Here is a 14,458-nt window from a genome sequence, read left to right on the forward strand (position 1 = left end):
CGGATTATTTATGAGATATTTGAGATAACGAAATAGAAAAACTAGCTCTTTTTGAAAAGAGGTGACCGCAGTCATTTTTATTATCGGAATCTAGTGTTAGCTTTGGGATTAATTTAGGCAAAGAACAGCTTGCCCGTTTCGTCAATTAAATGAGCTTCATTTAGTCATGACGGATCAACCTAAAAAATTTTGATTATGTATATGACATTATCTGATATCAGTTTTTCCGAGTTCATCAAGGACTTTAAGCAGGCCTTAAACCACTTGTTTCATGAACAGGAAGACATCAACCTGTTGAGTCAGGAAAGAGGCTTGCCACCATCGGTACTGAAAGGTATTATGGATATGCAGCCTTTATCGGTTGCCATTCCAAAAGAATATGGTGGCCGTGGCAGTATCGTCAAGGAATGCCTTGGTGTACTTTCTGCAGCATCATACGAATCGCTGCCCCTATCGCTAACTTTCGGCATCAACATCGCCCTGTTTCTGGAGCCCATTTCCAAATATGCAGATGAAGGGGTAAGAAAAGAAATTTTTGACCGCTTCCTGGAGCAGCAGAATATGGGTGGGCTGATGATTACCGAGCCCAGCTATGGCAGTGACGCCCTGAACATGAAAACCCTGAACAGGGAGATCGATGGTGGTTACCACATCGAAGGCACCAAACACTGGCAGGGACTGACTGGCATGGCCGACTACTGGCTGATTGCTTCACGTAAGGAGCTGGCAAACGGCGATCTTGGCCGCGACATCGATTTCTTCATCTGTGATACGGCACAGCCAAAACAGCAGATTGTTGTGGAGGAATATTACGACAACCCCGGTCTTTACATGATTCCTTATGGATTGAATAAAGTGGACGTCAACGTTCCTGCAAACTATAAGCTGAATCCGGAAAGTACAGGTATCAAAATGATGCTCGACATTCTGCACCGCAGCAGGATGCAGTTCCCGGGCATGGGTATGGGTTTCATCACCAGGATGCTGGATGAGGCCATTACACATTGCAGGGAGCGCATTGTCGGAAACTGCAACTTGCTGGGGATCGACCAGGTACAGTTCCAGTTGTCAAGAATGCAGTCGGCCTATACCATCTGTTCAGCCATGTGCGCACGCAGCTGTGAAATCAGCGGTATTGAGCACAACCTGGCTATGGAAGGACTGGATGCCAATGCAATGAAAGCGGTCGTCACAGACCTGATGCAGGAATCCGCACAGTTGCTCGTACAACTATCGGGCTCTAAAGGTTACCGCACGAGCCACATTGGTGGACGTGGCATCATGGACAGCAGGCCATTCCAGATTTTTGAAGGATCGAATGAAATGTTGTATGCCCAGATCGCGGAGATGGTCACCAGACCAATGAAAAAGCAAAAGCTGAACAACTTGTTCGATTTCCTGAAAGACTTCAAAGCAACCGCACAGTCCTGCGAATACTTCAGAAAAGAACTGTCCTTCAACATCGGCGAGAACCTTTCTCAGCGTAAGCTGGTTGACCTGGGCAGGGTACTTGGCCGCGTCATCTGCATCGGTTACGTGCTCATGCTCGAAGAAAAAGGCTTCAGAAAAGACCTGGTAGAGAACTGTATTACCACAGTGAGACAAGAGGTTGCTTCGATACTTACTGCTTTCCATTTCGACAATACAGTAAAGGTGGTTGAAGATTATTCAGACAACAGCTCCTGGATGGCATTTGCCTAACCGGGCTTTTAAAACGGATTAAAACATTACAAATACAAACGGCTGTCCGGCATCATCCTTTTGAGGATCAAACCGGACAGCCGTTTTTTTGATATAATCACCGGACAACGTGTCTTAGTGCATCAGCTTTTTCAAATAAAGGACCGGCATGCTGACCGTCGTTTCATCAGACAGCCGGCCGCTAATCTGATGCAGGTCAATCTCTTCGTCTATGCTCAGGGAAACTTTCCCTTCGGTCACGATCTGCAGACGGTCAACAACATTTTTATGGTTATCTCTGTCATATAGACCAAATACCACTGAGGACTCGTTTGAGGCATGAATTTGCTGGAAACCGCAGGATTGCAGGCTGGATCTTAAAGAGGTAGCCTCCAGGTCCAGGCTCAGCGTTTCCATCCGATTTCTGCGGATTGCCAGGTCCCTTACACCCTTTGCATCTATTTTCAGCCGTCCTACGTCAAAAGCTCCCTCCAGTTCCGCACTAACTACATCCCGCATACTGAGGTTCAAAGTATCAGCAGTCATTTCCAGCCCAACTCTATTGACTTTCTTCACAGAAATACCGGATACCACAGGCCCATACACAAAGACTTCATAGATATCATAATCACTTTTTGGCTGCTTACCTTTCCAGGAAATCTGTAAGGTGCCATCCGCATCAACATCCGCAGAGATCGAATCCTTCAAGCCATCCGAAATTTTAATACCGGTATGCTGATCTTTAATGAAGATGAAGGTCCAGGATTTCATCATGCCATCTTTAAGTTCCAGCTTGCTGAAAGGCCGGTTGATTGCCACACTTGTCATTCCGCTGGTTGCACTGTCAAAGTGATTTTTCGATTCGTTCCTAGCCTTATCTTCATCAACACTGACATACCCGGTTTTCGCAGTATATGCAGTGATACTCAACGGCACGAGAAACGCTAAGAAGGCAAATGTGATCAATAGTTTATTACTTGTTTTCATTTGAATATTTTTTTTTAAAATACACCCTTAAAGCAAAGCTGCGGTCAGGAGGTAAAGTGATCTTTAATAAATTGTCCGTACAGGGATTCCAGTTCAGGAAACCCGATATCCAGGAGGTAAAGATTTCTGAAAAACACGGGCAGGTCTTCCTCTACGAACTGTGATTTGCGATAGCTTTTGATCTGCGCAATTGAGTCCGGCGCGATGAAAAAACCAATCCCACGCTTGTTGCTGAGGATATTTCTGTTCTGCAGCAACTCATAGCTACGCATGACGGTATTAGGATTCACCTCCAGTGATACCGCCAACTCCCTGACTGATGGTATTTTCTCCTCGATTTTCCAGTTACCAAGCAGGATATGCTCACATGCATAGTCTGCAATCTGAAGGTAAATGGCCTTATTGTCTCTAAATTCCATGTTGACAGGTTTAAATTAAACTTCCTTCTCTTTGAGACGGAAGAAGGTAGTGATCGATAAAAAGACTGCAATGACTATCGTGCTGACCAGCAAAAAAAGATAAGCGGTAAGTTTAGGATCGGAACCGAATGAAGCTGACGCCCTCATCGGTTTCATTCCAATCATCCATTGACTAAAACGGATCGTCGTATACCCTACCACCCATAAAAAAATCATACTCACTACTGCCGTTTTAATGTAATGAAAGCGATGAAAATAAATGGAGCCGAGAAGAAAAAGACTGGTGATAACCTGCGGAATAAGGAGACTATAGGCTACGGGCCCAGCCTCAAAAAACTCAGCAAAAAACAATCTCGTTATGACCGCTCTGTTTTCCAGGCCATGAATTTCATCCCCCTCAGTGGAAAACGTGATGCCTTCCAGCATGTGTCTGATGTAGCTGACAAACCCCAGGTCCGTCAAATAGAAGATCAGATAAAAACTGCCAACGCTCAACACACCTGTATACAGTACGCTGCACAGCCATTTTTCGAAAGTGGAAGCGGGGATCATCAGTTCGATGATGGCCTTTGGTCTCTGTCCCATAGCTGAAAAATAGCCACTTGCAGTAATGCTGATGAAAGCAAAACCAAGTATCAGAAATAATGGAATCCTGAACAACATATTGAAATTACCATCCCGGATAACAGTGCCCAAGGGCATATGATTGTCGTCGGTGTATTTTGGCAGGTTAAAAATATAGGTGATGATGATCGCCCCGGTGACAACCAGCAGGCTGATCAGATAGATCTTGCCGAAATCCAGCCATTGTCTCCTAACCAGCAAGGCAAAGCGGTTGAAATTAAAAATACTGTTCATAGCTGTTAGTTAAAGTGTTGTTTAAGTTTACTGTTGCCGCTGATGACTGCATTGAAAAGCAGCTCGATGTCCAGCTTGCTCTCTTCCCCATACTCATTTAGAAGCATTGCATTGAAACCTGCCAGTGCTGGTTCCGCATAGATGACTTTATCGTCAAGCTCCTTAACTTTTTTAAAGGTCAGTTTACCTGTAATCTCTTCTACAGATGCATTTAGGGCGATGCTGCTGTTGTCGAGCATGATCACTGTGTCAATGAGATTGTCCAGGTCACGCACCTGATGTGTGGAGATGATGATGCAGCGCTCATCAACCAATGCCGCAGCCATGATTTTCCGGAATTGGGCTTTAGAAGGAATATCGAGTCCATTCGTAGGTTCATCCATGATGACCAGTCTCGCCTGTGTAGCCAGGCCGAAGGCGATGATAAATTTCTTTTTCTGTCCATAAGACATGTCCACCAGTTTGTTGCTGAGTGGAATATCAAACTCCTTCAGCAGCTCCTCAAGGTAACGTTCATCAAAACGCGGATAGAACGGTGCATTGGCCTTGATGTAAGCACCAATCTTCAGGGACGGCAAATGAAACTCTTCAGGAATGAAACAGATGTCAGACAGCATTGCAGGATGCCTTTTTGCAGGGTCATAGCCCATCACTTCCAATCTGCCGCTTTTTGCATAAACGAGGCCTGCAATATTCTTCAGTAAGCTGGACTTACCGGCACCATTTTTACCAAGCAGGCCGTAGATGTGACCGGCACTGAGTTGTACATTCATGTCCCTGAAAAGCAATTGCTGCCTGGGATATCCAAAATTAAGATCGCTAATTTTTATCATACACTACTGTATTAGTTAAATAATACACTAAAGTATTTACTGATCATGAATAATCCAAATTATTTTTGATAATAAAACATTAGCTATCAACATGAAACATTGAAAAAGATAGCTCAAGCGATCAGAAACACTCTTTTCCATTATTTCGATTTGTTCCATTTACTTAAAAAAATGTAGACTCGGTAAATGCCGAACAAGGAAAAGCGAAGGAGACAGTCAAGCCAGTATGATAAAATCATCAGGGAAAACATGGAGGTTACCCTTCCCGAGGTGATCAGAGAGGTCTTAGGACTGGAGATCCTTCTAAGCGAGGAGTTACCAGATGATGTACAACATACCAGGGAAAGAAAACCGGACGCGCTGAAAAAGGTAACAGATATACAGGGAAATACCTTCGTCCTGCATATTGAGTTTCAGGTAGAAGACGAGAAAGAAATGGTATATCGTATGGCAGAGTATAGCATCATGCTGATGCGCAGGTATCAGTTACCGGTCAAACAGTATGTCATCTTCTTAAAGGACACAAAACCGCGGATGCCTACAGGACTGAAGACGCCAAAACTGGTATACAGCTTTGATCTCATCAGGATTGCTGAAATCAGCTACAAATTATTTATTAAATCAGACAACCCGGAAGTAAAAATGCTGGCCGTTTTGGCTAACTTTGATGAGGCAGACCGTGAGGGGGCATTGACATCAATCATTACAGGTTTGTTATCCCATTCAAAAGGCGACTTTGCGGAGCGCAGGCATTTTAAACAATTGCGTATCTTTATGCAGCTACGCAGCAGTATTGAACAACATTTTGATAAAGTTATGGACTCAGTAAGCACATTTTTCAAAGAAGAGAACGACTACTTTTACCGAAAAGGGGAAGCGCGTGGTGAAATTAAAGGGGAAGCGAAGGGAGAAGCTAAGGGAGAAGCCAAGGGAGAGGCAAAAAAAAGCCGTGCAGTTGTAGAAAACTTAATCGCGAAGTTAGGCTTCAGCGACGAGCAGGCTGCTGAAATTGCGGAAGTAACCGTGGATTTTGTAAAAGACATTCGTGCTGGACGAAGGACAAAGTAGCAGCCTTGATGTGAAGGCTGCCAAGAGGAGTTTTCAGAGCCCGGCCTTACCTTTCATCCAGTAAGCTTCTGTCCGGATATTTTTTACAGCTACCCCCATATGTCTTAGTGTCCTTTTTACATGCTGGATGGATGCTGCATTTCCGATGAGGTAAAAAATGCCCTGATGAAAAATATGCGGATAACCCGTCTTCATTGCATGCAATGATGCCGCAGCATAACGGCCGGGATCATCCGGGTTTTTTGTTACGGTCTTCAGACGCATCCCCAATCGTGCCGGCAGGGCCAGATTTTCTTCCGAAAGTTCCAGAACGCCGGTGTAGTGCTGATCCGCAGCATGGATTTCTTCTCTGAGCAACTTAAACAGTCCCAGTGCAGTTTCATCGCCGAAAAAAAAGTGGAACTGATGATCCGGCTGGTAAAGTTTACGCCCCCGGGGAATCACCATCTTCAGAACCTCTCCAACTTTCAGCCGACTGATAAAGTCGCTGCCAGGCCCATTTCCATGCAAATGGATGAGGATTTCGCAGGTACCTTCCTGTGCGTCAAAAGCACTTGGCGTATAATGCCGGAAGTCATTGTCGTTGACACGGAAATCGATAGCATAGCCGGGATGGAAATCCAATCCCTGGAAATCACCGGACAGGTTCAGCTGACATAATGTATCCGTCAGCAGTGTAACCGAGCTGACCCTAACCGTCAGATATTTTGAGGCAAGGACGCTTTCCATCGCATCACCAAGCCACTTTGGAACTCTGGGCATATCCTTAGCTGAAACTATTTAGGTAAGCACCTAAAGTATATATAGCAACACCTGTGAGGATCACTGCTGCAATGACCAGTCGTTTTGCCTTATTTTTTGTATTTTCTTCCTCCATAACGCTCTTGTTTTTACTGGTACAAAACAACGTCATGAAAGCTTGCCAAACAATGAAGAATTCGCAGTGTTGATTGGACTATTTGCGGTATCTCTGACGGAATTGCAACGGAGGCATACTTTCTACCTTACTAAACAAACGGATAAAATAGGTATGGTCCTGATACCCCAGCGCATGAGCAATTTCCTTTACGGTGTTCTCTGTATAAAACAACATCCGTTTCGCCTCCAAAATGATCTCCTGCTGAATCCAGAAACTCACCGGGCTGCCGGTTACCTGCTTGACAGCCTCATTCAGATACGAAGGACTAAGATTTAGTGCTTCCGCATATTCCGAAGGACTTTTCATTACCCTGAAGCTGATCATCAACAGGCTGCGAAACTGTTTTGTAATCGTATAAATACGCAGGTTGTTTTGCTCAGGCAGCTGTGCACGGTCTTTGTAATGTGCGGCAACAATTCCAACTACTGCATCGGTGGCACCGCGCAGCATGGCGTTGTAAACATTTCCGGAACCTTTCTGCATTTCAAGAGTATGAAGTAATAGTATAGCAGAGCGGATCAGGAAGGCTGACTCTTCATTCAGCGGTATCGGGGAAGGCTCAGTATAGATATCGTGTAATACCGGACGAAAATGTTCGTTTACCCATGCAGTATCCAGCGCAATCACCCATCCCCTAGTATCTTCAACTGAAATCCCGTAATGCACCTGACCGGGAAGAATGGCCATTACAGATGGGCCACTTGAACCAATTTCTTTAAAATCCACCATCATCCTGCCATGCCCCTCTTCCTGGAACATGATGATGTAGTGGTCATCGCGGTGCGCTGACATCAGCGAAAAATTCTCTGCATCAGCCCTGTCCACCCTGCTGACCTCCAGCCCGGATAGATTTTTTTCCTGCATGGAAAAGGTAGGGATCACTGATCGCTTTTTTGCCATATTTGTTAACATACCGCGCCAGGCTTTACCAGACGCTGCGCAAATAAAGGGAATAAATTGCCGGCAAAGATAGACGATTCAGGGTAAAGACTGGACAAATCAAGGTAAAACCAAGGACAAAGATCATCGCAGCCGGAAATCAATCCATTAATGGCCAATCAACAGAATGCAAGCAACTACATTTAAACCAAGATAACCAAAAAGGGCTGAATCCATTGTCGGATTCAGCCCTTTCGGAATGAGTATTGTCGTAATTATTTAGTCAGAGAGAAAGGAAGATCAGCAGCTGTACCTGTACGGTTTTTTGCGGGCTGTCCAGCCATTTCCAGTTTGAGCACGCCACCATTGGTGATGTCGCTATGGCGGATGAAGTTGGCCGTAAAAGGTTTACCATTTAGTGTGGTCGACTGGATATAGACATTGTCCTTGCTATTTGCCGCAGCATCGATGATGAATTTCTTACCGTTTTCCAGGTTGATGGTGATCTTGTTAAACATCGGACTACCCATCACATACTGATCTGTTCCCGGCGTAACGCTATAAAAACCAAGGGCACTCAATACATACCAGGAAGAAGTCTGTCCCTGATCTTCATCCCCCGGATAACCATTTTCGGTAGCATCATACAATTTGCTCATCACCTCCCGGGCGTGGAACTGCGACTTCCAGGGCTGTCCGGCATAATTGTACAGATATACCATGTGCTGAATGGGCTGGTTGCCATGTGCATACTGTCCCATATTGGCCATCACCATTTCCGTCATTTCATGGATCATACCCCCATAGGAACCTACATTTACCGTGTTTGGTTGCGAGAATACGGAGTCCAGCTTGGCAGTGAAGTTATCATTGCCACCCATCAGGTTGATCAGCCCTTTGGTATCATGAAATACCGACCATTGCCAGTGCCATGCATTTCCTTCGGTGTAAGGCCCTCCCCACTCTGTAGGGTCAAAGTTCGGCGACCAGGCACCTTTGTCGTCTTTCCCCCTCATGAAGCGGGTAGAAGGATCGTATACATTTTTATAGTTGTACATCTGCCTGCTGAAGATGTCGGCATAAAAGTTATTGCCCGTCATGCGTGCCAGCTCATATCCGCAGAAGTCATCATAGGCATATTCAAGCGTTTTCGCTGTAGCTTCCCTGACCTTATTGTAAGGTACATAACCCAGCTGGTAATATTCTTTCCAGCCGTCACGTCCGTTTGCAGGACCCCAGGGGCCTTTGTTGGTCGCTTCATGAAGGTAGGCTTCCAGTGCTTCTTTAGGATCGAAGGTGCGGATCCCTTTTGCCCATGCATCTGCCAGCAGGGAGATCGCATGGTTTCCGACCATGCTTCCCGCCTCACTTGGGAAAGACCAGGATGGCAGCCAGCCACATTGTTGATAGGCATCCAGCAAGGCTTTCATGTATTCACCATGCATGGTTGGATGTAACAACGTGTTTAAAGGAAACTGTGCTCTGAAGGTATCCCAAAAACCGGTATCTGTGAACATCTGCCCCGGATGGACTTTACCGTCATAAGGGCTGAAGTAGTACGCTTTACCATCTTTGTCCAGCTCGTAGAACTTACGGGAAAACAGGCTGGCACGGAAGAAGCAAGAATAGAAAGTGGCTTTGTCCGCTTCCGATCCCCCCTCCACGAGCACCTTGCCCAGGGACTTGTTCCATACCGCAGCAGCGGCACTTTTTGTCTGCTCCAGGTTGCGGTCTTTGCCGAGTTCTCTTTGGAGGTTGAGCTCCGCCTGCTCCATGCTAATATAAGAAGAAGCTACTTTCACCTGGACTTTGGCCCCTGCTTTGAATTGGATGTAAGCGCCTTTACCCATTCCTTCGGCTGTGGTAGAATCCGCTTTAATGGTGTTTTCTTTATTCTCCCAGGTGCCATAAGCCTGGATCGGCTGATCAAAATAGATCACGAAAAAGCTTTTCCATCCTTTTCTGAAGCCTTCACCATTGTTTACATACCCGGTGATTTTGTTTTGTTTTGGAAAGATCTGCACACCACTCATGCGGGTATACCCGTCCAGGATGAGGAAACTTTTCTTTCCTGCAGGATAGGAAAAGCGCAGGTGTGCACCACGTTCTGTTGGGGCGATCTCTGTGGTGATCTGGTTTTCGAACTTCACCTTATAATAGTTCGGCTTAGCGACCTCGTCAGCGTGACTGAACTTCGCTTCACGTCGGTTTTCGTCGACCACGAGGTTATCTACCATTGGCATGAAGGAGAACACCGCATAATCACGGGTCCAGGAGCTGCACTGGTGTGCCTGCTGAAATCCGCGGATACGGTCTTTGAAGTACTGGTACTTCCAGCCGTCACCGTTGCGTCCTGTTTGTGGCGTCCAGGTGTGCATGCCGAAGGGCAGTGCCGTGGTTGGATACGTGTTGCCACGTGTGAGTTCATGTTTAGAATTGGTACCTTGCAGCGTATTCACGTAGCGTACCAGGTCTGGTCCCTGGGCAAACATGCCGGTGCTGAGGGAGCAGGCCAGAATGGTGGTTAAGATTTTAGATTTCATTTGGTCTATTGTGTGTTGCAATATATAAATTTATCGTTTTAGCAGTCAGCAATTTATCTAATTTGTTACGGGTAACCAACACGGAATGTACATCCCCCAGGTGGAATAGGATCACTGAAAGGCCATTACCCCCTTTAACTTTTCCAGAGTTATCATTGTTATATAGTTCTGTAGTGATCAATCCACTATTGGTATTCATCAGCGTCCAAGAGTATAAGCGTTAATTTCTGTCCATTAATTAACCCTTCATGCGTACTTTACGTATCGCTGAGTTGGTTTTTCAGGTGTGGTGGTGAAGCGGCTCCTTAAGATCGGGTTTCATCTTTTTGCAGATGGCCAGCAGCTGATCCTTACCACCGTAGATTTTATAACCGTACAGGTACATATTGTGTTTAGAATCATCAATCCAGCCAATAGGACGTAATTCATGCCTGTGATTTTGCAGCAGTTCTTTTACCAATAAATACCCGCAATCACCTGCACCATAGATCATCACCCTTTTTTCCAGGATCCTGAAGTACGGCCATGGGATGTTTTACACGGAATTCTAAGTTTGTTCTGACAATTTATCTTTATTACCATCATAGAACTTTGTATCTTGCCGATACACAAAAAACAGCTATGAGTGTTATTTTCGGTAGATGCAATTTCCACTTTCAACCTGTTACCGGGAATGACCTGTCGATCATTGAAAAAACACTAAGCCACTGGAAATCAGACGATAAAGGAGCCTGGCTGCATAATGCCACCGGACTTGGCCATCTGATGCTCTATAACACGCCCGAATCTCTGACTGAAAAGCTTCCCTATCATCATGCAGGGAGTAAGCTGACCATTACAGCGGATGCACGCATTGACAACCGGGATGAATTGTTCAGTAAGCTGGGCGTTCCGGCTGCCGAACAGCTCACTATACCTGACAGCCTGCTCATCTTGAAGGCTTATGAGAAATACGGAACACATGCTCCTGCGCATCTGACAGGTGATTTTGCTTTTGCGATCTGGGATGAAAACGAGCAGAAACTTTTCTGCGCACGTGATCAGATGGGTGCAAAACCTTTTTTTTATTATTGTGCAGGCAGTTTCTTTGCTTTTGCTTCTGAGAAAAAAGGAATCATCGCCATTCCCGGCACAGACCTTACGGTCAACAAGCAGTTTTTATTCAACCAGCTTTTACGTCCGCCCGAGCAGGAGACGGATACCACTTTATACATCAACATCAAACGGCTTAAGCCGGCACATACCCTGCTGCTCGACGCCCGTACAGGGGGTATGCACACACAACAGTACTGGGACCTTGATCCTTATACAGAGCTGAAGTTTGCACGTAAAGCAGATTACCATGACGGGTTGCTCCACCATTTTGAGCAGGCTGTACAATGCAGGACACGTTCCCACTATAGTGTAGGCACTGAACTCAGCGGCGGAATGGACTCGTCGTCCATTACAGCGGTTGCGAATATTTACCTCAATCAACATCAAAAAGAACTGATTACCTTTTCCAATACACTGGCTGATGAGGTAACAGATCCTCAACTCACAGACCTTGACGAACGAAGGTACATTAATGCAGTACTGGAATTTAATAAGATCAAAAACGCTGTTTACATCACCCGGGAGGCCTTTGACGACCAGCTGGAGGAGCTTAGATTTGCCGTTGAAGTAAATGACGGTCTGGAGCGTTGGAATCCTTTATGGCAGATCCCGCTCAAAAAAAAGGCGATGCAAATGAATGTCCGTACGCTTCTTTCTGGTTTTCCAGGTGATGAACTGGTGACCTACCGGGGCAAATACTATTTCTTAGACTACCTTGATAAGAAGCAATACCTGCGGTATTTTCTGGCTAAAAAAAAATATCCCGGCTTCAATAAACTCGAGCCACTCCTATCACATCATTTTAAATACCAGATCAGCCAGGTAAAGCGAGCCTTTAACATCTGGCACCGCCCCAGGGAAAAGGAGATACTGGAAGAGTTTAGGATCCCTGATTTTTACAAAAGACACATGAGAGACTGTATCTGGCTCAACCCGGTTTACCAGGAACAGTTTAAGAGCTACCGGCATTTTCAACGCTGCAGGCTGCTGAAGCCCCAGGTTCACCACAGGATGGAAAGTGAAAGCCGGTATGGCATTCATTTCAGAACAGAGCCGCGCTTTCCGATGGCAGACATCCGTCTTACGCAGTTTTATCTATCTATGCCCAATGAATTTAAATACGAGGGTGAACTGAGCCGTACATTTTTCCGCAATACCTTAAGCAAATACCTGCCGCCAATGCTGATGCAGCGCAACGATAAATATGGCAGTGTTGCTCCCTTTATTAATAGGAATAGAAAGACCAGCAATGAACAGTTTCATCAACTGCTGGATACCGCTCCGGAGATTAGTTTTATCAATAAAGCGCGTTACCGCCAACAGGGTACTGAACCCCGTCAGTCGCTTCTGGAAATTCTGCTTTGGATAACTAAGAACAAAAACAGGATCGAAAAATTATGATGCATGCACTGCTAAATATCCGTACCGATGCATCACCTCCTGGTGTTTATCTACAATCATTTTAACCTGCAGTGGTGTAAGTTCATTCACCCAATCGCCCGAAATTCCCTTGCGGAAAAATTGTTTACTGTTCCTGTTTTTCTCCGCAAACCCTGTTTTCCCTTCCTGTTGCTGTAATTTTTCGAATTTAGTTTCTGCAATTGCCTTATCGATCTGTTCTTCTGTTGCATCAATCTTCATAAATAGGACAGCCCGGGTAAATACAGCTTTGGTGTCTGCCAGCATATCTTCATAGCGGAGCACTAACACAGGAAAAGGCAAATTTTTGTTCCAGCTTTTTACATGGCCGCTCCAGCTAAGCATTAATTGTGCGAACTGATTATTTACATTCCGGTTACCGGGTTGTTTAGCCAGATATCCGTTTTCATTGTTCATCAACTCGATCGCTTCATCGATTGTTCCTCCATTGTGTCCCGCAAAAGAACAAGCCACATCTAAGGGATTCCGGATAAAATACACCGCACACAAACTAGGTTCCTCCGGGATAATGGGTGCACCGTTCGCATTTAGAGTATACGCATCGTGTACTTTGATAAATAGCCGATCCCGCTCGAAGTTTCTGGCCTGGCACCTGTAAATATCCGGCAGCATATTCTTCACTTCTCTGTCATACAAGAAAGTAGAATTCAGATCAGCACTACTGTCAAAGATCCGGCGGGATGAAAAGATACCATCTGTTTTCATTGCGTTAATATTAAGATCACCTTCCCCAAGCAAAGCTGTTAAAAATGCCCTGAACCATGTATTTCCGCTTTTAGGGTACGAAGCCAGCCAGATGATCTTTTTTGGAATAGTTTTCAGATCAGTCATAACCTGGTAAATTAGATTCAATTAAAGCAATTAGCTCATCGATTGTATTGCGGTTCCCTGGTCTGGAAATTTTATAAACAGCCACTTCTGACGTTAACTTTGAGATCATTGAGAAATGGATCGCTCTCTTATTCATTGCGTTCATCTGGGAATGGCGATACGTATTTTGCTGCAATAGCTTAAAAGCGGCAAGTGAACCAAGCTTTTCTATTTCCGGGTTGTCACCCTTGGCATTGCCGTTTAAAATAAATACCTGTTTTATTTTTCTAGCTGAAACATCAAATTCATTGTGGTAGAATCTGCTGTATTTAGCCAGTTCAGGTCTAAGCTTATCCGTTTCTTGCGCAGCATTCAGTCCTATTTTCTGAAAACTGTCAGCCCATAGCTTGATCATTGGATAAGATGGCAGGGCAACCAGTTCCGCATTTTCATCATACTGCAAAACGCAGACATCATCAGAAAAGACAGTATAGCCCTTTTTCTGTAAGGCCGTTACTGTTGTTGATTTGCCGGCCCCGGAATGACCACAGAACAACACAATTCCGTCTTCATGATAAACTGCGGCAGCATGTAAGGGGATCACATCCCGCTGATGCAGCACAGCAGCCATTGCATTACTGAGCAGGAAAAGCCGGATGCTTTTTTCATCTGCACCAGGTTTTGCTTCCACACAGATTTCATTTCCGTTTGAAACATAGTAATCAGCCACATCAGGAACGGAATGCAGGTACGCCGTACTATTCATCGATACTTTAACGAGGTGTACAACATTATCACCCTCCAGTTGCATGGGAACGGTGCCTTTGAAAATATGAACGTCTGGCTGATCAAACACAGCAGGTAATAGTTCCGGAAATTCAATAGTCGAGTTAATGTTCAGGCCGAAGCCCCAGTAGCTATACATGT

General features: G+C 45.2%; 13 protein-coding genes. 3 read left to right on the plus strand and 10 right to left on the minus strand.

Features of this window, described 5'->3' with window-relative positions; all coding sequences use genetic code 11:
• Positions 1 to 195: 195 nt before the first annotated feature.
• Complete coding sequence (locus PBAL39_RS06480) at positions 196 to 1,701, plus strand: acyl-CoA dehydrogenase family protein (RefSeq protein ID WP_008239567.1); 1,506 nt, start codon at positions 196 to 198, stop codon at positions 1,699 to 1,701.
• A 114-nt stretch (positions 1,702 to 1,815) separates the two neighbouring features.
• Here PBAL39_RS06480 and PBAL39_RS06485 read toward each other — a convergent pair whose 3' ends face one another.
• The 4 genes from PBAL39_RS06485 to PBAL39_RS06500 are packed head-to-tail and all read right to left on the minus strand — an operon-like array spanning position 1,816 to position 4,777.
• Positions 1,816 to 2,667, minus strand: a complete 852-nt coding sequence (locus PBAL39_RS06485) for a hypothetical protein (RefSeq protein ID WP_008239572.1) — start codon at positions 2,665 to 2,667, stop codon at positions 1,816 to 1,818.
• 44 nt (positions 2,668 to 2,711) lie between these two features.
• Positions 2,712 to 3,086, minus strand: a complete 375-nt coding sequence (locus PBAL39_RS06490) for a GntR family transcriptional regulator (protein ID WP_008239574.1) — start codon at positions 3,084 to 3,086, stop codon at positions 2,712 to 2,714.
• A 15-nt stretch (positions 3,087 to 3,101) separates the two neighbouring features.
• On the minus strand, positions 3,102 to 3,944 hold the full coding sequence (locus PBAL39_RS06495) for a hypothetical protein (protein WP_008239576.1): 843 nt from the start codon (positions 3,942 to 3,944) through the stop codon (positions 3,102 to 3,104).
• A 5-nt stretch (positions 3,945 to 3,949) separates the two neighbouring features.
• Positions 3,950 to 4,777 carry an ATP-binding cassette domain-containing protein gene (locus PBAL39_RS06500; RefSeq protein ID WP_008239577.1) on the minus strand — a complete coding sequence of 276 codons (828 nt, stop codon included), beginning with the start codon at positions 4,775 to 4,777 and terminating at the stop codon, positions 3,950 to 3,952.
• A gap of 186 nt (positions 4,778 to 4,963) precedes the next feature.
• Between PBAL39_RS06500 and PBAL39_RS06505 the strand changes: the two genes are divergently transcribed.
• Positions 4,964 to 5,845 carry a hypothetical protein gene (locus PBAL39_RS06505; RefSeq protein ID WP_008239578.1) on the plus strand — a complete coding sequence of 294 codons (882 nt, stop codon included), beginning with the start codon at positions 4,964 to 4,966 and terminating at the stop codon, positions 5,843 to 5,845.
• 33 nt (positions 5,846 to 5,878) lie between these two features.
• Here the strand turns inward: PBAL39_RS06505 and PBAL39_RS06510 are convergent, their stop codons facing one another.
• The 4 genes from PBAL39_RS06510 to PBAL39_RS06530 form a co-directional block, all read right to left on the minus strand.
• The gene (locus tag PBAL39_RS06510; RefSeq protein WP_008239579.1) at positions 5,879 to 6,607 is read right to left on the minus strand and encodes a siderophore-interacting protein; all 729 of its coding nucleotides are present in this window, start codon (positions 6,605 to 6,607) and stop codon (positions 5,879 to 5,881) included.
• A 193-nt stretch (positions 6,608 to 6,800) separates the two neighbouring features.
• Positions 6,801 to 7,664 (minus strand): AraC family transcriptional regulator, encoded by an 864-nt coding sequence (locus PBAL39_RS06515; RefSeq protein WP_008239581.1) that lies wholly within the window; start codon positions 7,662 to 7,664, stop codon positions 6,801 to 6,803.
• Between the two features lie 254 nt (positions 7,665 to 7,918).
• Positions 7,919 to 10,186 (minus strand): GH92 family glycosyl hydrolase, encoded by a 2,268-nt coding sequence (locus tag PBAL39_RS06520; protein ID WP_008239586.1) that lies wholly within the window; start codon positions 10,184 to 10,186, stop codon positions 7,919 to 7,921.
• Between the two features lie 280 nt (positions 10,187 to 10,466).
• Positions 10,467 to 10,679 carry a nucleoside-diphosphate sugar epimerase/dehydratase gene (locus tag PBAL39_RS06530; RefSeq protein ID WP_008239588.1) on the minus strand — a complete coding sequence of 71 codons (213 nt, stop codon included), beginning with the start codon at positions 10,677 to 10,679 and terminating at the stop codon, positions 10,467 to 10,469.
• A 128-nt stretch (positions 10,680 to 10,807) separates the two neighbouring features.
• Between PBAL39_RS06530 and PBAL39_RS06535 the strand changes: the two genes are divergently transcribed.
• On the plus strand, positions 10,808 to 12,682 hold the full coding sequence (locus PBAL39_RS06535) for an asparagine synthase-related protein (RefSeq protein WP_008239589.1): 1,875 nt from the start codon (positions 10,808 to 10,810) through the stop codon (positions 12,680 to 12,682).
• Here the strand turns inward: PBAL39_RS06535 and PBAL39_RS06540 are convergent.
• Entirely contained in the window at positions 12,677 to 13,552 is an 876-nt protein-coding gene (locus tag PBAL39_RS06540; RefSeq protein WP_008239590.1) for a sulfotransferase domain-containing protein, read from the minus strand. The genes PBAL39_RS06535 and PBAL39_RS06540 overlap by 6 nt on opposite strands.
• A complete protein-coding gene (locus PBAL39_RS06545; RefSeq protein ID WP_008239591.1) occupies positions 13,545 to 14,456 on the minus strand; it encodes a hypothetical protein in 912 nt (303 codons plus the stop codon). Before PBAL39_RS06545 ends, PBAL39_RS06540 begins: the two co-directional genes overlap by 8 nt.
• Positions 14,457 to 14,458 lie beyond the last annotated feature (2 nt).

Source organism: Pedobacter sp. BAL39 (assembly GCF_000170795.1).
In the GTDB taxonomy this organism is placed as follows: Bacteria; Bacteroidota; Bacteroidia; order Sphingobacteriales; family Sphingobacteriaceae; genus Pedobacter.

Bases quoted from the DNA above. Each gene is read 5' to 3' on its own strand.
- PBAL39_RS06480 (WP_008239567.1), top strand. From the start codon at position 196: ATGTATATGACATTATCTGATATCAGTTTTTCCGAGTTCATCAAGGAC.
- PBAL39_RS06485 (WP_008239572.1), bottom strand. From the start codon at position 2,667: ATGAAAACAAGTAATAAACTATTGATCACATTTGCCTTCTTAGCGTTT.
- PBAL39_RS06490 (WP_008239574.1), bottom strand. From the start codon at position 3,086: ATGGAATTTAGAGACAATAAGGCCATTTACCTTCAGATTGCAGACTAT.
- PBAL39_RS06495 (WP_008239576.1), bottom strand. From the start codon at position 3,944: ATGAACAGTATTTTTAATTTCAACCGCTTTGCCTTGCTGGTTAGGAGA.
- PBAL39_RS06500 (WP_008239577.1), bottom strand. From the start codon at position 4,777: ATGATAAAAATTAGCGATCTTAATTTTGGATATCCCAGGCAGCAATTG.
- PBAL39_RS06505 (WP_008239578.1), top strand. From the start codon at position 4,964: ATGCCGAACAAGGAAAAGCGAAGGAGACAGTCAAGCCAGTATGATAAA.
- PBAL39_RS06510 (WP_008239579.1), bottom strand. From the start codon at position 6,607: ATGCCCAGAGTTCCAAAGTGGCTTGGTGATGCGATGGAAAGCGTCCTT.
- PBAL39_RS06515 (WP_008239581.1), bottom strand. From the start codon at position 7,664: ATGGCAAAAAAGCGATCAGTGATCCCTACCTTTTCCATGCAGGAAAAA.
- PBAL39_RS06520 (WP_008239586.1), bottom strand. From the start codon at position 10,186: ATGAAATCTAAAATCTTAACCACCATTCTGGCCTGCTCCCTCAGCACC.
- PBAL39_RS06530 (WP_008239588.1), bottom strand. From the start codon at position 10,679: ATGATCTATGGTGCAGGTGATTGCGGGTATTTATTGGTAAAAGAACTG.
- PBAL39_RS06535 (WP_008239589.1), top strand. From the start codon at position 10,808: ATGAGTGTTATTTTCGGTAGATGCAATTTCCACTTTCAACCTGTTACC.
- PBAL39_RS06540 (WP_008239590.1), bottom strand. From the start codon at position 13,552: ATGACTGATCTGAAAACTATTCCAAAAAAGATCATCTGGCTGGCTTCG.
- PBAL39_RS06545 (WP_008239591.1), bottom strand. From the start codon at position 14,456: ATGTATAGCTACTGGGGCTTCGGCCTGAACATTAACTCGACTATTGAA.